Source organism: Cupriavidus sp. 22TCCZM04-2 (assembly GCF_057798895.1).
The window spans coordinates 277350-295233 of the sequence record NZ_JBYOJS010000004.1 but is presented as its reverse complement, the minus strand read 5'-3'; the positions used below and the strand labels follow the sequence as shown (position 1 = coordinate 295233).

Genomic DNA, 17884 nt, shown 5'->3' with positions numbered 1-17884 from the left:
ATATGCGTTTTCCAACCGGGCGCAGGCTCGTGCCGATACCGGCCGCCACGCCCAACGCCCATCCCGGAAGCCTTTCATGAGCGACCAGCAAAACACCCAGCAGGAAGACCAACCCTTCTTCAATATCCAGCGCGTGTACCTCAAGGACATGTCGCTCGAGCAGCCGAATTCGCCGGGCATCTTCCTGGAATCGGAAGCGCCGTCGGTCGAAGTGCAGGTCAACGTGGCCGCTTCGCAGCTGCAGGAAGGCATCTTCGAAGTGGTGGTGACGGGCACCGTGACGACCAAGGTCCAGGAAAAGGTCGCCTTCCTCGTGGAAGCGCACCAGGCCGGCATCTTCGACATCCGCAACGTGCCGGTCGAGCAGCTCGACCCGCTGCTGGGCATTGCCTGCCCGACGATCCTGTATCCGTACCTGCGCGGCAATATCGCCGACGTGATCACGCGCGCCGGCTTCCAGGCCATCCACCTGTCGGAAATCAACTTCCAGGCCCTGTACGAGCAGCGCCTGCAGGCCGCCATGGAAGAAGCCCAGGCCGCCGGCGGCGGCAACAGCAACAGCGGCATCGTGATGCCCGACGGCAGCCAGGCTCGCCACTGATCCCGCAGTCCCGCACTGCCTGACGAAACGGGGCCGCGGCCCCGTTTTGCCTTTCCGGGGCACGCACACCGGATTACCATCGATTGCGCCGATCCACCGTTCGAGCCGCCATGAAACTGACCTTCCTCGGTGCGGGTGCCTGGGGTACCGCACTCGCCAGCCATGCCGCCGTCAACCATGACGTGATCCTGTGGGGGCGCGATCCTGCCCAGCTTGCCGCGATCGGGGCCAGCGGCAGCAACGATGCCTATCTGCCTGGTGTGCGGCTCTCCGAGCGGCTGCGTGTCGAGGCCGATTTCGAGCGGGCGGTCGCTCATGCCGCCGACGATCCGGACGGTCTCGTGGTGGTCGCCACGCCGGTCTCGGGCCTGCGCGAGATGACCCGCAGGCTGGCCACGCGCGGCGAGGGCCATGTCCGCATGCTGTGGCTGTGCAAGGGCTTCGAAGCCGGCACGCACGCGCTGCCGCACCAGATGGTGCGCGAGGAACTCGATGTCGCCGGCCGCAGCAGCGGCTTCGACTACGGCGTGCTGACCGGGCCCAGCTTTGCCCGCGAAGTGGCAATGGGTTTGCCGTGCGCGCTGACGGTGGCGTGCAGCGTCCCTGAACTTGCCGACTGTGCGCAGGCCGCTTTCCATCACCACGCCATGCGCATCTACGGCAGCGACGACCTGACCGGCGTCGAGGTTGGCGGCGCCGTGAAGAACGTGCTGGCGATTGCCACCGGCGCCAGCGATGGCCTCGGCCTGGGCCTGAACGCACGCGCCGCGCTGGTGACGCGCGGCCTGGCGGAAATGACTCGCCTGGGCCTGGCGCTCGGCGGGCGCGTGGAAACGTTCATGGGCCTGGCCGGAGTGGGCGACCTGATCCTGACCGCCACCGGCGACCTGTCGCGCAACCGCAAGGTCGGCCAGCAACTCGCGGCTGGGCAGACTCTGGAGCAGATCCTGGCCGGTCTCGGCCACGTCGCCGAAGGCGTGCGTTGCGCGCAGGCCGTGGCGGCACTGGCCGCTGTACAAAAGGTCGAGATGCCGATCACGCGTGCCGTGTGCGCCGTGCTGTTCGAAGGCCTGAGCGCCGCCGATGCCGTGGCACAACTGCTGCAGCGCGACGCGCGCGACGAATAGCCGCCTTCCAGTTTCTTTCCGACCTCGACATCGCATGACTTCCCGTCGCCACGCGCTGATCGCGCTTGCCTGTGCCTGCGCCGCCAGCGCTGTTTCCCCGGCCTGGGCCGACACCTGGCCGTCGCGGCCGCTGCGCATGGTGGTGCCGTTCCCGGCGGGATCGTCGCCGGACCTGATCGCGCGCATCCTCACGGAAAAACTGGCGGCCACGCTCGGGCAGCCGGTGGTGGTGGAAAACCGTCCCGGCGCCGGCGGCAATATCGGCACCGGCATGGTGGCGAAGGCCCCGCCCGATGGCTACACGCTGCTCTTCACGATCAACGGGCCGCTGGTGACGGCGCCATCGCTGTCGCGCAACCTCAGCTATGACCCGTTCCGCCAGCTGGCCCCGGTCACGCTGGTGGCGACGTCGCCCAATGTGCTGGTGGTCGATGCAAGGCTGCCCGTGCAAAACGTGCGCGAATTCGTGGCGCTGGCCAAATCGAAGGCCGGCGCGCTGAACTACGGCTCGGTCGGCAATGGCAGCGCCGCGCACCTGGCGATGGAGCAGCTCAAGGCCATGGCCGGCATCGACCTGCAGCACGTGCCCTATCCGGGCTTCCCGCAGGTCACCACGGCGATGGTCGGCGGGCAGATCCAGGCCGGCTTCATGGTGCCCGCGATTGCGATGCCGCTGGTCAATGCGGGCAAGCTGCGCATCCTGGCGGTCACCACCACGGGGCGCACGGGCGTGCTGCCTTCGGTGCCGACCGTCGCGGAATCGGGCTATCCGGGATTCGAAGCGATTTCATGGCAGGCGGTGCTGGCGCCGGCGGGCACACCACCGGCGATCATCGACCGGCTCTACCGCGAGCTGGTCGCCATCATTGGCAGCGCCGACGTGCGCGAGAAGATGCGCGCGCAGTATTTCGTGCCGGCCGGCACGGCCCCGGCATCGCTGCGCCAGACCATGGCGAGCGAGAAAGTGCGCTGGGACAAGGTGATCCGCGCCGCGGGCGTGCAGCCCGAATAACGGTCACAAAGCTCGCGCTCAGGCGCCGCCGGCAAAGCCGTTCTGGCGCCAGGCTTCGAAGACGACCACCGCCACGGTGTTCGACAGGTTCAGGCTGCGGTTATTGGGCCGCATCGGCAGGCGGATGCGCTGCGACGCCGGAAACCCTTCGCGCCGTTCCGGCGCCAGCCCGCGCGTCTCGGAGCCGAACACGAACCAGTCGCCAGGCTGGAAACTCACTTGCCCGAACGGCGTGGAGCCATGCGTGGTGAGCGCGAACATGCGGGTCGGGTCGGGCTGTTCGCTGGCCATCAGCGCGTCCCAGTTGTCATGCACGCGCATGGTCGCGTACTCGTGATAATCGAGTCCCGCGCGCCGCATGCGGGCGTCTTCCAGCGGAAATCCCAGCGGCTTCACCAGGTGCAATTGCGCACCGGTGTTGGCGCACAGGCGGATCACATTGCCGGTATTGGGCGGGATCTCCGGTTCGACCAGGACGACGTTGAACATGGGGGACTTCCTTGCAAAGGGGGGCATCGAAAACGGTGCGCAGCTTACCGCGCGACCGCGGCGCTGTCATCCGCGCTGTCATCCGCTCAGGGCGTGCGCAGTGCCACGATCACGCTGACCCGCGCCGCACCGTGCGCTTTGAGCGTGCGCGCCGCTTCATCCAGCGTAGCGCCCGAGGTCATGACGTCATCGACCAGGCCGATGTGCCTGCCCGCCAGCGACTGCCGGCGGCCCAGGCGGAATGCACCGCGCACGTTCAACTGCCGATGCGCCAGATCCAGCAAGTGCTGGGTGGCGATGTCGCGCGGTCGCTCGAGCAGCACGGGGTCGCTGGGTACGCCCAGGTGGCGCGCGAGCGGCCGGGCGATCTCCCAGGCCTGGTTGAAGCCGCGTTCGGCCAGCCGTTGCGGCGACAGCGGTATCGGTGCGATCACGTCCGGCCGTAACGCGCCGGTGCGTAACCCGCGCTGCATCCGCTCCGCCAGCGCGGTCGCGAGCCAGCTGGCCAGTGGCAGCACCTTGCCGTACTTCAGTGCCAACACCAGCGAGTCCTGAGGGAACGCGTAGTCGCCCAGCGTGACGGCCTGGTCGAATGCGGGGCGGTGCTGGGCGCAGGCCGGGCACGGCTCGCCGGGCGCCCGGCCCATCGCGCAGACCGGGCAGCGCGACACCGGGTAGAGCAGGTCGCTGACGCAGTCGCGGCACACCACTTCGTCCTGCACCACGCCGCAGAGCGCACAGGCGCACGGCAACAGCGCACGCGTCAGCCCGCGCGCATGCCCGGCGGCTTTCGCGATGCGCGCGTATACTTGCCGTCCAGCCGCCCGCCAACGCGCGCGGCCGCCATGCGCGGTGTCTGCTGCCGCGACTTCCCCGTCTTCCTGTTGCCTGGTTTTCCCGTGTCCCTGCATGCCGCCGATTCCCCCGATGCCTTCCTGCCGCCCACGCGCCTGACGCGGCTGGCCTTCGACCGGCGCAGCGCCGCGTTCGGCCAGCTCGACTTCCTGCTCGGCGAGATCGGCCGCCGCATGCAGGAGCGCATGGAAGTCGTGCGCCTGGCGCCGCAGCGCGCGCTGGATCTTGGCTGCGGGCATGGCCAGGGGCTGGCGGGCCTGCGGGCACGCTTTCCCGATGCGCAGATCGCCGGCCTCGATATCTCCGGCGCGATGCTGGCCGAAGCGGGGCAACGCGATCCGCAGCGGAGGCCCGGCTGGGTTGGCCGCCTGCTTGGCAAGCGCCCGCTGTTCGATCTGGTCCAGGGCGATCTTGCCACATTGCCTTTTGCGCCCGGCAGCTTCGACCTGCTGTGGTCCAACCTGGCGCTGCACTGGCATCCGGAGCCGCACCGCGTGTTTCCCGAATGGCATCGCGTGACGCGGGACGAAGGCCTGGCGATGTTTTCGCTGTTCGGTCCCGATACGCTGCGCGAGCTGCGCGCGGCCTTCGCCGAGGTCGATGCCGCGCCCCATACGTTGCGCTTTGTCGACATGCACGACATCGGCGACATGCTGGTCCACAGCGGCTGGTCCACGCCGGTGATGGACATGGAAACGCTGACCGTGACCTACGAATCGCCCGAGACGCTGCTGCGCGAGGTCCAGGCCTTCGGTGGCTTGCGCGCGCACCCGGACGCGAGCCACGCCGGCCTGCATGGCCGGCGCTGGCACGAGGCGGTCTGCGCGGCCCTGGCGCGCCGGCGCGACGCCGATGGGGTGATCCCGCTGAGCTTCGAGATCGTCTATGGCCACGCGTGGAAACTGCCCTCGCGTGGTGCGCAGCAGCTCGATGAGCAGGGCCATGCCGTGGTGCCGCTGGACAAGATTGGCCGGGCAAGACCGCGTCGCTGAACGCGGCGTCGAGCGGTTACGACTGTATTGACTTTCGTGTCGCGGCACGATGGGCCCATCGCCCGCAAAGCCGCGCCGGCATTGGCTTTACGGGTGATCCAATGGATAGCGTCTAAGCATAAATCCTTACGGCGCGCAAGCGCTTTGGTCAATGTGCGGCCTTGTCCGGGTATGCGAAGCGCCCTATAATGCGCCAGTTTGTCGCAGTGGTCCCCTGGCACAAGAACGTCCTGGAGTTGCACTCGCAAGGTGCACTCCTGGCGCAATCGTCCCGGGTGTGCATCCAAATGCAGAGTGGTTGGCGATGCAAGACTTGGGTATCGCATTCCAGACGGCAAGTGGTGACTCCGGCGGAAATCTCGACGGACCTCCTCCCGCGCCCCACGACTGGCTGATGAAGCGGAATTGCTCGCTTTCCCCACGCCAGGTCGGCTGGTTTTACCTCTCGATCTTCACTGTCTCGCTTGCCATCGCGTTGTTTTTCGCGGTGCAAGGGTCCTGGCTCGTGCTGCCGTTTGCCGGCCTGGACCTGCTCGGACTGGGGATTGCTCTGCTTGTGTACGCACGTCATGCGACGGACTATGAGCGTGTCAGCATCAACGATGGCGTGCTGGTCGTGGAGACAGCCAGCGCGCAGCGGTTGACGCGCGAGGAATTCAACCCGCACTGGGTGCGGGTCGAACTGGGGGAATCGCCCCGCGCACTGGTAACGCTGCGCTCGGGCGGGCGCGATGTGCAGGTGGGGTGCTATCTGGACCTGCACAGGCGGCGCAAGTTCGCCCAGGAGCTCGCAGCGGCCCTGCGCCGCCTCTGAGAGGTGGCAGGGGCGGAGGCGGGGGCAGATTTGAATCTGTAAATTGGGTAGATAACAAATGAAAATGTGGAAGAAGGCATCCGCAGTTTGCCTGGCGAGCGCATCCCTGCTTGCCAGCCAGGCGGCCCTGGCGGTCAGTGACATGCCCGGCGGTCCCGCCGTGCGTCAGCTGAACCTGACCGAGCCGGTCACCAAGATCGCCGAGCAGATTCACTGGCTGAACTGGATGATGCTGATCATCTGCACGGTGATCTTCGTCGCCGTGTTCGGCGTGATGTTCTATTCCATCTTCACGCACCGCAAGGCCAAGGGTGCCAAGTCCGCCTCCTTCCACGAAAGCATCACGGTCGAAGTGGTCTGGACCATCGTCCCGTTCCTGATCGTGATCGCCATGGCCCTGCCGGCGACGAAGACCGTCGTGGCCATGAAGGACACCACCAATTCCGACGTCACCATCAAGGCCACCGGCTACCAGTGGAAGTGGGGCTACGACTACCTGAAGGGCGAGGGCGAAGGCATTTCCTTCGTGTCGACCCTGACCACCCCGCGTGAACAGATCAATAACGAAGCGCCGAAGTCCAACACCTACCTGATGGAGGTGGACAACGAGCTGGTGGTGCCCGTCAACAAGAAGGTGCGCATCGTCACCACGGCCAATGACGTGATCCACGCCTGGATGATCCCGGCCTTCGGCGTCAAGCAGGATGCGATCCCCGGCTTCGTGCGCGACACCTGGTTCAAGGCCGAGAAGATCGGCGTGTACCGCGGCCAGTGCGCCGAACTCTGCGGCAAGGAACACGCCTTCATGCCGATCGTCGTGCGCGTCGTGTCCGACGCCGACTACACCAAGTGGGTCGACGGCAAGAAGAAGGAAATGGCCGCCAAGGCCGATGATCCGAACAAGACCTGGACGCTGGACGAGATGAAGGTCCGCGGCGAGAAGGTCTACACCGCCAACTGCGCGGTCTGCCACCAGCCCAACGGCAAGGGCGGCGGCGCATTCCCGGCGCTGGACGGCTCCAAGATCGTGAACGGCCCCAAGGCCGGCCAGATGCACATCATGCTGGAAGGCAAGAACGCCATGCCGTCGTGGAAGCAGCTGTCCGATACCGAACTGGCCGCGGCCATGACCTACGTGCGCAACAGCTGGAGCAACAAGACCGGCGAAGTGATCCAGCCCAGCGACTTCGTGAATGCCCGCGCCGGCAAGTTCCCCGAAGGCGGCGGCGCCGCGGGCGGCGAGGCACCGAAGGCGGACGCCAAGCCCGTCAAGGACCAGGGCAGCAAGCAGGCCAGCATCGCGGGCAACCGCAGCGCGGGCTGACCGGCTGAAGACAGGACAGGATTAGAGGAGCATTTGCGATGAGTACTGCTACCCACGACGCAATCGGCCATCCGCACGATCACGCGCACGACGATCACGCGCACGATCACCCGCATGGCTGGCGCCGCTGGTTGTTCGCGACCAACCACAAGGACATCGGCACGCTGTACCTGCTGTTTTCGTTCACCATGCTGCTGTCTGGCGGCGTGCTGGCGCTGCTGATCCGCCTGGAGCTGTTCGAGCCGGGCCTGCAGTTCTTCCGCCCCGAACTGTTCAACCAGTTCACCACCATGCACGGCCTGGTCATGGTGTTCGGCGCGATCATGCCGGCCTTCGTCGGCTTCGCCAACTGGATGATCCCGCTGCAGATCGGCGCCTCCGACATGGCGTTCGCGCGCATGAACAACTTCAGCTTCTGGCTGATGCCGCCGGCCGCGCTGCTGCTGGCCGGCTCGTTCTTCGCGCCGGGCGGCGCCACCGCCGCCGGCTGGACGCTGTATGCGCCGCTGTCGGTGCAGATGGGTCCGGGCATGGACATGGCCATTTTCGCCATGCACATCATGGGCGCGTCGTCGATCATGGGCTCGATCAACATCATCGTGACCATCCTCAACATGCGCGCCCCGGGCATGACGCTGATGCGGATGCCGATGTTCTGCTGGACCTGGCTGATCACCGCCTACCTGCTGATCGCCGTGATGCCCGTGCTGGCCGGCGCCATCACCATGGTGCTGACCGACCGCCACTTCGGCACGAGCTTCTTCTCGGCCGCGGGCGGTGGCGACCCGGTGATGTACCAGCATATCTTCTGGTTCTTCGGGCATCCCGAGGTGTACATCATGATCCTGCCGGCGTTCGGCATCATCTCGCACGTGGTACCGGCCTTCGCGCGCAAGCGCCTGTTCGGCTACAGCTCGATGGTGTACGCCACGGCGTCGATCGCCATCCTGTCGTTCATCGTGTGGGCACACCACATGTTCACGACAGGCATGCCGGTGACGGGCCAGCTGTTCTTCATGTACGCGACCATGCTGATCGCGGTGCCGACGGCCGTGAAGATCTTCAACTGGATTGCGACGATGTGGCGCGGCTCGATGACCTTCGAGACCCCGATGCTGTTCGCGATCGGCTTCATCTTCGTATTCACCATCGGCGGCTTCACCGGCCTGATGCCGGCGGTCGCCCCGATCGACATCCAGTTGCAGGACACCTACTTCATCGTGGCGCACTTCCACTACGTGCTGGTGGCCGGCTCGCTGTTCGCGCTGTTCGCGGGCTTCTACTACTGGGGTCCGAAGTGGAGCGGTTTCATGTACAACGAAACCCGCGGCCAGATCCACTTCTGGGGTTCGCTGATCTTCTTCAACGTGACCTTCTTCCCGATGCACTTCCTGGGCCTGGCCGGCATGCCGCGCCGCTATGCCGATTATCCGACCCAGTTCGCGGACTTCAACGCGATCGCGTCGATCGGGGCACTGGGCTTCGGCCTGATGCAGGTGTACTTCTTCTTCTTCGTGGTGCTGCCGTCCTACCGTGGCGGCGAGAAGGCCGCGGACAAGCCCTGGGATGGTGCCGAGGGCCTGGAGTGGACCGTGCCGTCGCCGGCGCCGTTCCACACCTTTGAAGTGCCGCCGCAAGTTCGCTAAGCACTGAACGCAACAAGGCACGGAGGGCGCCAGCCGCCTTCCGTGCCGGCAGGTAATACAAGATGCAGAAGATGCAGGCTCCACAAAAAAACCCATCGCAAGCAGGCCAGAAAGCCGCCAACCGGCGCCTGGGACTGATCCTGTTTTCCATCGTGGTGGTTTTCTTTCTGGGGTTCTTCGCCAAGATGGTGTTCCTTGGCTGAAGCTGCGGGGTAGCGGGGAAGCGGGATGAGCGTCGATCAGCAGGAGCAGCAGCAAGGTCAGGGCAGGGAAGCCGACAAGCGGTTCAACCGCGGCATGATGCTGCGGCTGGTCGTGATCGTTGGCGTGATGTTCGGCTTTGGCTACGCGCTGGTGCCGCTGTACAAGAAGATCTGCGACCTCACCGGGATCAACGTGGTGACCACGCGCGAGCTGTATGGCGGCTCGCTCAAGAACACGCAGGTCGACACGAGCCGCACCGTCACGGTGGAGTTCGATTCGAACGCGCGCGGTCCCTTTGCCTTCCGTCCGGTGAAGAACAGCATGCAAGTGCATCCGGGCGAGATGGTGACGATCGTCTACGAGGTGGCCAACGGGCAGTCGCGCGATATCTCGGCGCAGGCGATCCCGAGCTACGCGCCCAAGCAGGCGACCGAGTACTTCAAGAAGCTCGAGTGCTTCTGCTTCAAGCAGCAGACGCTCAAGGCCAAGGAAGCACGCGAGATGCCGGTGGTATTCGTGATCGATCCGAAGCTGCCGAAGGACGTGAAGAACATCACGCTGTCGTACACCTTCTTTGAAGTGGGTACGCCGGTGGCGCAGGCACCGCAGGGCGCGCTGGAAAGCCCGCCTGCGGCGCGCAGCGGCGGCTGAGGCAGGAGGAAACGCCGTGGACGAGTTGAAAGACGCGGTCAAGCGCAAGATGTCGTTCGCGCAGACCATGCGTGCGGTGTTGTGGTCGTTCATCGGCCTGCGCAAGGGCGCGGAGCACGAGAGCGACATGGCCAGGCTGAACCCGGTGCATGTGGTCATTGCCGGGGTGATCGCGGCGGTTGTGTTCATCGCGATCCTGGTCACGATCGTACGGGTCGTGGTCAGTTCGGCCGCGGCCTAGCAGGGCAGGTAGGGTAGACAGAAAAGCAGTGCCGCCGGCGGCCAGGGAGACAAGGCCGCCGGGTGTGCCGATATAACGATTGAACCAAGACTCTGAGCTGGAGATAAAAGAATGAGTGCGAATCGCGCAAACGCTCCGTACTACTTCGTACCGGGACCGTCGCGCCACCCGATCACGGCAGCCATCGGCCTGCTGATGACCGGCGCCGGCGCTGCCGGCTGGGTGAACGGACAGCACTGGGCGCCGTACCTGTGCGGCTTCGGCCTGCTGTGGTTCCTGTTCGTGCTCAAGAGCTGGTTCGGCGACGCCATCGGTGAATCCGAAGGGGGCATGTACGGCAAGAACATCGACCTGTCGTTCCGCTGGTCGATGGGCTGGTTCATCTTCTCCGAAGTGATGTTCTTCGCGGCCTTCTTCGGCGCGCTGTTCTATGCCCGCACCATCGCCATGCCGTGGCTGGGCGACCTCGACAACAAGATCCTGTGGCCTGACTTCGCCGCCGTATGGCCCAACACCGGCCCCGCCGGCGTGGTCGAGACCTTCCAGACCATGGGTCCGTGGCCGATCCCGACCATCAACACGGCACTGCTGCTGATGTCGGGCGTGACGCTGACCTGGGCGCACCACGCGCTGCTGGCAGGCAAGCGCAGCCAGCTGATCCAGGGGCTGGTGCTGACCATCCTGCTCGGCGCGATCTTCATGTGCTTCCAGGCGTACGAGTACATGCACGCTTACTCGGAACTGAACCTGAAGCTCACCTCGGGTGTGTACGGTTCCACGTTCTTCCTGCTGACCGGCTTCCACGGCTTCCACGTGACCATGGGCGCGATCATGCTGACCGTCGTGCTGATTCGCGTGCTCAAGGGCCATTTCACGCCCGAGCATCACTTTGCGTTCGAAGGCGCCGCCTGGTACTGGCACTTCGTTGACGTGGTGTGGCTGTTCCTCTACATCGTGGTGTACTGGCTGTAAGCAGCAATTTGTCGTACCGGCGGAAGGCCTGAAGCGCCTTCCGCGGCGGGACCACAAAACAGAAGCGCCGCAGGAGGGAAACCCAGCCTGCGGCGCTTGTTTTTTGCGGTTTCGGAAGACGAGGCGTCTAGGGATTCATGCGGATGCCGGTGCTGTGGATCCAGCCCATCCAGTTCGAGAACAGGATGAACAGGAACAGCGCCACCGAGAAGCCCACGCGCAGCATCAGCGAGCGCATCATGTTCGGCGTCCTGCCGCGGTCGCGCATCATGAAGAAGAGGGCCGAGGCCAGGCTGCCGATGATCAGGAGAAAGGCGACGATGATGACAAAGCGCATGGCGGGGCAGGCTGGCCGCGATACGTACGATACGTACGATGCGTGCCGCGGGCTCGGGGGCGGAAAGGGCCATTATCGCACCGCCGGCATGTCGCCGTATGCCACGGGAGCGGACCGATGAAGCTTTGGCGCGCCCTGAGTCCGGTACCGACGGTTGCGGCCGCGGTGGTGATCGCGGCGACCTGCATGCTCGGCAACTGGCAGCTCAACCGCGCGCACGAGAAGATCGCGCGTGCCGAACGGCTGCAGGCACTGGCCGCACAGCCGCCGGTGACGTTGACCACGGCACCCGCGCCGGGCGGCCTGGCCGACCGCACCGTGCGCGTCACCGGACGTTTTGACGCGGACCGGACCGTCTTGTTGGATAATCGCCCCCACGGCAATGGTTCCGACAGCCGCGCCGGCTTCCTGGTGCTGACGCCCTTGCAGATCCGGAGTGATGGCGCCGCCGCCCGCAGCGTGCTGGTGTTGCGTGGCTGGCTGCCGCGCGATGTCCAGGACCGCACGCGCATTGCGCCATTCGCTACGCCAGCCGGTGAAGTCACCGTCGAAGGCACGGCACTTGCGGCGGTGCCCAGGGTCTATAGCCTGGGCCAGGACGCAAGCGCCGAAGCCGGCCATCGGATTCGGCAGAACGTGGACCTTGCCGCCTACGCGGCCGAGACCGGCGTGGCGTTGCAGCCGATCGTGATCGAGCAGCGCACCGATACTGGCGACGGCCTAGCCCGCGACTGGGCGCCCGCTGATCTGGGCGCCGACCGGCACTACGGCTACGCCTTCCAGTGGTTCGGCCTGGCCGCGCTGACGCTGGTGCTGGTGATTGCGCTGGGCTGGCGCCGCGCGCGCCGGCTTGCGGGGGCAGGACCCAATTGACGGCCAACTGGCCACGACCAACGAACGACAGACGTACGCATGCCACACCAAGACTCCGCCCCGGCTCCGGCCGGCACGGCACCGGCGCCGGATTCGCGCATCGATGCCCGCACCCGCCGCGGCCGCATCCAGATGCTGCTGCTGCTGCTGGTGTGCGCATCGCCGGTGATCGCGTCCTACCTGACCTTCTATGTCTTCAAGCCGACGGGCGGCGCCACCAACTATGGCGCGCTGATCGATCCCCAGCGTCCGATGCCCGCCGTTCGCGTCGCCAACGAGCGCGCCGAAGCCGTGCCGCTCGAAAGTTTCCGCGGCAAGTGGCTGCTGGTAACGGCCGATGGGTCGGCCTGCGACGAAGCGTGCGCAAAGAAGCTGTTCACCATCCGCCAGATCCGCGCGGGTCAGGGCCAGGACCGCGAACGGATCGTGCCGGTATGGCTGATCACGGACGAAGGCGCTGTCGACGAACGCCTGTCCGCGGCCTACAACGAGCCCTACGCCGGCGTGCGCTTCCTTCGCATTGCGCCTGACGTGGCGCGTCAATGGATACCCGCGACCGAGGGCGGCCGCATCGAGGACACCATCTTCCTGGTCGATCCGCTTGGCAACCTGATGATGCGCTTCCCGAAGGACCCCGACCCCAAGAAGATGAGCGGCGATCTCAAGAAGCTGCTCCGGGTCTCGCGCATCGGCTGAGGGAACGACTGGCATGCTGCTTCAACTCGCCATCATCGGCATCCTGATCGCGCTGTTCCCGGTCTCTTACGTGCTGGTCCGCGGCGACCGCAACAAGTACCGCAAGCTGGTCTGGATCACCGCGTTCCTGACGCTCGACCTGATCATGTTCGGAAGCTTCACGCGGCTGACCGATTCCGGCCTCGGCTGCCCGGACTGGCCGGGCTGCTACGGCCATTCCAACCCGCATGCGGCGATGGAGCCGATCCACGCCGCCCAGACCGCGCTGCCCAGCGGCCCGGTGACGCTGGCCAAGGCGTGGATCGAGATGATCCACCGCTATTTCGCCATGGCGGTGGGCGTGCTGATCATCACGCTGATGGTGCTGGCGTGGGTCAAGCGCAAGGAACTGAAGCAGTCGCCGTGGTTCGCCACCAGTGTGCTGCTGCTGGTGTGCGTGCAGGGCGCGTTCGGCGCCTTCACGGTGACCATGAAGCTGCAGCCAATCATCGTCGTGACGCACCTGCTGCTCGGCATGAGCCTGCTGGCGGCGCTGATCTGGCTCGGTTCCCGCAATGATCCGCCGCATCCCGTGGCGCCGCAGGCCGGGGCGTTGCGCTGGCCCGCGCGCGTGGCGCTGCTGCTGCTGGTGATCCAGATCTTCCTGGGCGGCTGGGTCAGCACCAATTACGCGGTGATGGCCTGCACCGATTTCCCGCTGTGCAACGGCCGGTTGGTGCCGGAGATGGACTTTACGCACGGCTTCACGCTATGGCGCCAGCTCGGCATGACGGCTGACGGCGACTACATTCCGCATGCGGCGCTGGTGGCGATCCACTGGGTGCACCGCTGCTTCGCCGTGGTCGTGCTGGCCTACCTGGCATGGTTCGGTCTGCGCGCGCGCCGGCTGGAAGGGCTGGGCAGCGCGTCGCACTGGCTGCTGGCCGTGCTGGCGCTGCAACTGGCCACCGGACTTTCGAACATCGTGCTGGACTGGCCGCTGGTGGCCGCGGTGGCCCACAATGGCGGCGCGGCGGTGCTCCTGCTGCTGCTGGTGCGACTCAACTACAATATAGGACTCGCGACCCGTCGCGCCGGCGCTGCTTCCAGCGTGCCGACTGCCGCTCGCGCCACATGAAAGACAAACTCCCTCCCGTGGTAACCGCAACACAATCCCAATCCGTGGGCCGGGTGCGTCACCTGGTCCGTCAATATGCCGCCCTGACCAAGCCGCGTGTGACGCAGCTCGCGGTGTTCTGCGCCATCATCGGCATGTTCCTCGCCACGCCGGGCATGGTGCCGTGGCGCGTGCTGATCGGCGGCGGCGCAGGCATCTGGCTGCTGGCCGGGGCCGCGTTCGCGATCAATTGCCTGGTCGAGCAGAAGATCGACGCGCTGATGCGCCGCACAGCCTGGCGCCCGTCGGCCACCGGCGAGATCACGACTACCCAGACGCTGATCTTCTCGACCGTCCTGGGTGGCGCCGGCATGTGGCTGCTGCACGTGTTCGCGAACGACCTGACGATGTGGCTGACCTTCGCCACCTTCCTGGGCTATGCCGTCGTCTACACCATCCTGCTCAAGCCGGCCACGCCGCAGAACATCGTTATCGGCGGCCTGTCGGGCGCCATGCCGCCGGCGCTCGGCTGGGCAGCCGTGGCCAACGACGTGCCGGCCGAGGCCTGGTTCCTGGTGCTGATCATCTTCACGTGGACCCCGCCGCATTTCTGGGCGCTGGCCTTGTACCGCCGTGCCGACTACGCCAAGTCGGGGCTGCCGATGCTGCCGATTACGCACGGCGAAAAGTACACGCTGCTCAATATCCTGCTGTACACGCTGGTCATGATCGCCGCGACGCTGCTGCCTTTTGTGTACGGCATGTGCGGCTATATCTACCTGGTCAGCGCGCTGGTGCTGGGCGCCTGGTTCCTGAAGTACTCGTGGACGCTGTACCGCAATTACTCCGACGAACTGGCGCAGCGCACCTTCCGCTTCTCGATCCTGTACCTGTCGATCCTGTTCGCGGCTTTGCTGGTCGATCACTACTTCAAGTTCGTGCCGCAGATCTGAGCGGCACGTTTGTTCGCGGCCTGCGGCATCTTGTCGCGGCCGCCGTGCCGCACGGCGCGGATGGGCGATACTGTGTGCTGCCCTCGCCATCGCGCGCCACCGCAGTCTTGCCGGCGCCCCGACTTCCAATCTTGCATGAACAAGCCAAGCCAATCTTCCGGGCTCCTCGCCTCGTTCCGCCGTTTTGCCGCGCTGGCCTTCCTGGCGCTGGCGCTTGCCGCCTGCGGCCAGCAGAAGGCCTCGTTCCGCAACGTCGACATCAGCGGCGGCGCGGACTTCGGCAAGGATTTTTCGCTGACCGACCACAACGGCAAGGTGCGCACGATCGCCGACTTCAAGGGCAAGGTCGTGGTGATGTTCTTCGGCTACACGCATTGTCCCGACGTCTGCCCGACCACCATGGCCGAACTCAAGGCGGTGATGGAGCAGCTCGGCCCGGACGCCGACAAGGTGCAGGTGCTGTTCGTCACGGTCGATCCGGAGCGCGATACGCAGGCGCTGCTGGCGCAGTACGTGCCGGCGTTCGATCCGCGCTTCCTGGGCATGCGGCCGGCCGACGAGGCGGCGCTGCAGAAGGTCGCCAAGGATTTCAAGGTGTACTACGCGAAGGTGCCGGGTTCTTCGCCGAACAACTACACCATGGATCACTCGGCCGGCAGCTACGTGTTCGACCCGGAAGGGCGGCTGCGGCTGTTCATCCGTCACGGGCAAGGGCCAGAGCCGATTGCCCACGATATCAAGCAGCTGCTGTCCTGAGCGCGGCGCGGGAATGAAAAAAGGCCGGTCCAGTGGACCGGCCTTTTGCATGGCGCCAGCGATTGTGCTGGCGCGGCGGCGATCAGGCAAACGCCTGCAGCGCGCCCTTCATCTTCTTCATGGCCGCCGCCTCGATCTGGCGAATCCGTTCGGCCGACACGCCGAATTCATCGGCCAGCTCATGCAGCGTGGCGCCGCCCGAGCCATCGTCCTCGACGTTCAGCCAGCGCGCCTCGATGATGCGGCGGCTGCGGTCGTCCAGGCGCGTCAGCGCTTCTTCCAGGCCCTCGACCTGCATACGGTCGTGACGCTGGGCTTCCAGCACCCGCGTGGGCTCGTTGTGGTTGTCCGCCAGGTAGGCGATCGGGGCGAAGTCTTCCTCGCCGTCTTCGATTTGCCCTTCCAGCGCGAGATCGCCACCCGACAGGCGGGTTTCCATCTCCATCACCTCTTCGGGCTTGACGTTGAGCTCGCGCGCAACGGCTTCGACCTGCTCCGGCGTGAAGGTATGGGCACCCTTCTTGTGGCTGCGCAGGTTGAAGAACAGCTTGCGCTGGGCCTTGGTGGTCGCCACCTTGACCATGCGCCAGTTCTTCAGCACGTACTCGTGGATCTCGGCCTTGATCCAGTGCATCGCGTACGACACCAGGCGCACGCCCTGGTCCGGGTTGAAGCGCTTCACTGCCTTCATCAGGCCGATATTGCCTTCCTGGATCAGGTCAGCGTGCGGCAGGCCATACCCGAGGTACTGGCGTGCGATCGACACCACCAGGCGCAGGTGGGACATCACCAGCTGGCGTGCGGCATCTACGGAATCATGGTCGCGCAGTTCGCGCGCGAGACGCTGCTCTTCCTCGGCGGTCAGCAGGGGAATGCGGTGGATGGCCTGGATATAGCTTTCCAGGTTGCCCACGGTGGCCGGGAAGGTCAATGCAAAGCTTCCAGCCAGCTTGGGCGCCGTCGGCAGACGGCTGTTCAGCACGGTTTGGTCGGCAGGCAAGACTGCGTTCACTCAATTACTCCTTTCGCATCCGGCGGTTCGGTTGCCGGTGTGCCGCTCCGGACGGGACGGCACAGCATTGCAACACATCTTAGCACTCAAGCCGGGTGAGTGCTAATTGGAGTCCCTAACGCCTTGATAGTTCCTGATGATTGTCATCTATATTCGGATAGTGTTATGCGCGGCAAGGTACTAAGACGGCATATCGGTGCTCCGATATCCTGTGTTAGAGGCCCGTGAGGGTTCGGGGTTCGCACCGGCCGGCGGGATACAGTATTGCGCCAGACGCTACACTGACAGTGCCGTCGCGAGCCCGTCACGGCTTGTGCAAGAGCCTGCCCCACGATCCGGAGGAGCTATGTCTGCCATCGAACACCTGCTCAAGCCCCATGTACGAGACCTGGGCGATTTCACCGTGCGTCGCCTGCTGCCGGCCGCTGCCGCCCAGACCGTCGGCCCGTTCATCTTCTTCGACCATATGGGGCCGGTGACGCTGCCGCCTGGCCACGGTGCCGATGTGCGGCCGCATCCGCATATCGGCCTGGCCACGGTGACCTACCTGTTCGACGGGGAGATCATGCACCGCGACAGCCTTGGCAGCGAGCAGCTCATTCGCCCCGGCGACGTCAACTGGATGACCGCGGGCAACGGCATTGTCCATTCGGAGCGTTCGCCCGAGACCGTGCGCGAAGCCGGCGCGCGCCTGCATGGCATCCAGACCTGGGTGGCATTGCCGAAGGACCATGAGACCGTGGCGCCCTCGTTCTTCCATCATCCCGGTGCCACGCTGCCGAAAATCGAACAGCCCGGTGTACGCATGACGGTGATTGCCGGAGATGCCTTTGGCAAGACATCGCCGGTCAAGGTATTCAGCCGCACGCTCTACGTCGCGATTGAACTCGATGCCGGCGCGAGCGTGGAGATCCCGCCGGACCATGCCGAGCGGGGCATCTACCCGGTCGACGGCAGCGTGGCGCTCGACGGCGAAGCGCTGCCGGCCGAGCATATGGTCGTGCTGACGCCCGGCCTGGCGGCCACCCTGACGGCCACCGCGCCGGCGCGCGTGATGCTGCTGGGCGGAGATCCCACCGACGGTCACCGCTTTATCTTCTGGAACTTCGTGGCCAGCAGCAAGGAAGCGATCGAGGCGGCTTCGCAGCGCTGGGAGGACGACGGCTTCCCCCATGTCCCCGGCGAGACCGAGCGCATTCCGCTGCCGCCGCGCAAGACCTGAAGCGCCTGGGG

The 17884-nt window shown here is 65.7% G+C and carries 21 protein-coding genes; 17 read left to right on the top strand and 4 right to left on the bottom strand.

Going from position 1 to position 17884, the window contains the following annotated elements; translation table 11 throughout:
• Positions 1–76: 76 nt before the first annotated feature.
• The 3 genes from secB (at position 77) to AC3FKG_RS09295 (ending at position 2740) form a co-directional block, all read left to right on the top strand.
• Complete coding sequence (gene secB / locus AC3FKG_RS09305) at positions 77–601, top strand: protein-export chaperone SecB (RefSeq protein ID WP_483710297.1); 525 nt, start codon at positions 77–79, stop codon at positions 599–601.
• Between the two features lie 110 nt (positions 602–711).
• Positions 712–1728, top strand: coding sequence for an NAD(P)H-dependent glycerol-3-phosphate dehydrogenase (locus tag AC3FKG_RS09300; RefSeq protein ID WP_488742905.1), 1017 nt, complete (start codon positions 712–714; stop codon positions 1726–1728).
• A gap of 34 nt (positions 1729–1762) precedes the next feature.
• Positions 1763–2740 (top strand): Bug family tripartite tricarboxylate transporter substrate binding protein, encoded by a 978-nt coding sequence (locus AC3FKG_RS09295; protein ID WP_488742904.1) that lies wholly within the window; start codon positions 1763–1765, stop codon positions 2738–2740.
• Between the two features lie 18 nt (positions 2741–2758).
• Here the strand turns inward: AC3FKG_RS09295 and trmL are convergent, their stop codons facing one another.
• Entirely contained in the window at positions 2759–3229 is a 471-nt protein-coding gene (gene trmL / locus AC3FKG_RS09290) for a tRNA (uridine(34)/cytosine(34)/5-carboxymethylaminomethyluridine(34)-2'-O)-methyltransferase TrmL (protein ID WP_483710300.1), read from the bottom strand.
• An 86-nt stretch (positions 3230–3315) separates the two neighbouring features.
• Positions 3316–4140 carry a phosphoribosyltransferase family protein gene (locus AC3FKG_RS09285; protein WP_483710301.1) on the bottom strand — a complete coding sequence of 275 codons (825 nt, stop codon included), beginning with the start codon at positions 4138–4140 and terminating at the stop codon, positions 3316–3318.
• Between AC3FKG_RS09285 and AC3FKG_RS09280 the strand changes: the two genes are divergently transcribed.
• The 8 genes from AC3FKG_RS09280 (at position 4075) to AC3FKG_RS09245 (ending at position 10928) form a co-directional block, all read left to right on the top strand.
• A complete protein-coding gene (locus AC3FKG_RS09280; RefSeq protein ID WP_488742903.1) occupies positions 4075–5076 on the top strand; it encodes a methyltransferase domain-containing protein in 1002 nt (333 codons plus the stop codon). The two genes, AC3FKG_RS09285 and AC3FKG_RS09280, sit on opposite strands and share 66 nt — an antisense overlap.
• Positions 5077–5380: 304 nt before the next feature.
• Positions 5381–5890: a DUF2244 domain-containing protein gene (locus AC3FKG_RS09275; protein WP_483711444.1), complete on the top strand. Its 510-nt coding sequence runs from the start codon at positions 5381–5383 to the stop codon at positions 5888–5890.
• A 58-nt stretch (positions 5891–5948) separates the two neighbouring features.
• Positions 5949–7214 carry a cytochrome c oxidase subunit II gene (coxB, locus tag AC3FKG_RS09270; RefSeq protein WP_488742902.1) on the top strand — a complete coding sequence of 422 codons (1266 nt, stop codon included), beginning with the start codon at positions 5949–5951 and terminating at the stop codon, positions 7212–7214.
• Positions 7215–7252: 38 nt separating this feature from the next.
• Positions 7253–8860 carry a cytochrome c oxidase subunit I gene (gene ctaD / locus AC3FKG_RS09265; RefSeq protein ID WP_483710304.1) on the top strand — a complete coding sequence of 536 codons (1608 nt, stop codon included), beginning with the start codon at positions 7253–7255 and terminating at the stop codon, positions 8858–8860.
• A gap of 71 nt (positions 8861–8931) precedes the next feature.
• Positions 8932–9063, top strand: coding sequence for a cytochrome oxidase small assembly protein (locus AC3FKG_RS09260; protein ID WP_488672870.1), 132 nt, complete (start codon positions 8932–8934; stop codon positions 9061–9063).
• A 25-nt stretch (positions 9064–9088) separates the two neighbouring features.
• Positions 9089–9715 (top strand): cytochrome c oxidase assembly protein, encoded by a 627-nt coding sequence (locus AC3FKG_RS09255; protein WP_483710305.1) that lies wholly within the window; start codon positions 9089–9091, stop codon positions 9713–9715.
• A gap of 16 nt (positions 9716–9731) precedes the next feature.
• Positions 9732–9956 carry a DUF2970 domain-containing protein gene (locus AC3FKG_RS09250; protein ID WP_483710306.1) on the top strand — a complete coding sequence of 75 codons (225 nt, stop codon included), beginning with the start codon at positions 9732–9734 and terminating at the stop codon, positions 9954–9956.
• Between the two features lie 111 nt (positions 9957–10067).
• The gene (locus AC3FKG_RS09245) at positions 10068–10928 is read left to right on the top strand and encodes a cytochrome c oxidase subunit 3 (RefSeq protein WP_483710307.1); all 861 of its coding nucleotides are present in this window, start codon (positions 10068–10070) and stop codon (positions 10926–10928) included.
• Positions 10929–11055: 127 nt separating this feature from the next.
• Here the strand turns inward: AC3FKG_RS09245 and AC3FKG_RS09240 are convergent, their stop codons facing one another.
• Positions 11056–11265, bottom strand: coding sequence for a twin transmembrane helix small protein (locus AC3FKG_RS09240; RefSeq protein WP_211947067.1), 210 nt, complete (start codon positions 11263–11265; stop codon positions 11056–11058).
• A 117-nt stretch (positions 11266–11382) separates the two neighbouring features.
• Here AC3FKG_RS09240 and AC3FKG_RS09235 point away from each other — a divergent pair, with 117 nt between their 5' ends.
• The 5 genes from AC3FKG_RS09235 (at position 11383) to AC3FKG_RS09215 (ending at position 15639) form a co-directional block, all read left to right on the top strand.
• Complete coding sequence (locus tag AC3FKG_RS09235; RefSeq protein WP_488742901.1) at positions 11383–12138, top strand: SURF1 family protein; 756 nt, start codon at positions 11383–11385, stop codon at positions 12136–12138.
• A 39-nt stretch (positions 12139–12177) separates the two neighbouring features.
• Complete coding sequence (locus AC3FKG_RS09230; RefSeq protein ID WP_488742900.1) at positions 12178–12834, top strand: SCO family protein; 657 nt, start codon at positions 12178–12180, stop codon at positions 12832–12834.
• A gap of 13 nt (positions 12835–12847) precedes the next feature.
• Entirely contained in the window at positions 12848–13951 is a 1104-nt protein-coding gene (locus AC3FKG_RS09225; protein ID WP_488742899.1) for a COX15/CtaA family protein, read from the top strand.
• Positions 13948–14883, top strand: coding sequence for a heme o synthase (locus tag AC3FKG_RS09220; RefSeq protein ID WP_483710311.1), 936 nt, complete (start codon positions 13948–13950; stop codon positions 14881–14883). Before AC3FKG_RS09225 ends, AC3FKG_RS09220 begins: the two co-directional genes overlap by 4 nt.
• Before the next feature lie 135 nt (positions 14884–15018).
• Entirely contained in the window at positions 15019–15639 is a 621-nt protein-coding gene (locus tag AC3FKG_RS09215; protein WP_488672237.1) for an SCO family protein, read from the top strand.
• A gap of 82 nt (positions 15640–15721) precedes the next feature.
• Here AC3FKG_RS09215 and rpoH read toward each other — a convergent pair whose 3' ends face one another.
• The gene (rpoH, locus tag AC3FKG_RS09210; RefSeq protein WP_483710313.1) at positions 15722–16651 is read right to left on the bottom strand and encodes an RNA polymerase sigma factor RpoH; all 930 of its coding nucleotides are present in this window, start codon (positions 16649–16651) and stop codon (positions 15722–15724) included.
• Positions 16652–16997: 346 nt separating this feature from the next.
• Between rpoH and AC3FKG_RS09205 the strand changes: the two genes are divergently transcribed.
• Positions 16998–17873 carry a pirin family protein gene (locus AC3FKG_RS09205; RefSeq protein ID WP_488742898.1) on the top strand — a complete coding sequence of 292 codons (876 nt, stop codon included), beginning with the start codon at positions 16998–17000 and terminating at the stop codon, positions 17871–17873.
• The last annotated feature ends 11 nt before the right edge of the window (positions 17874–17884 follow it).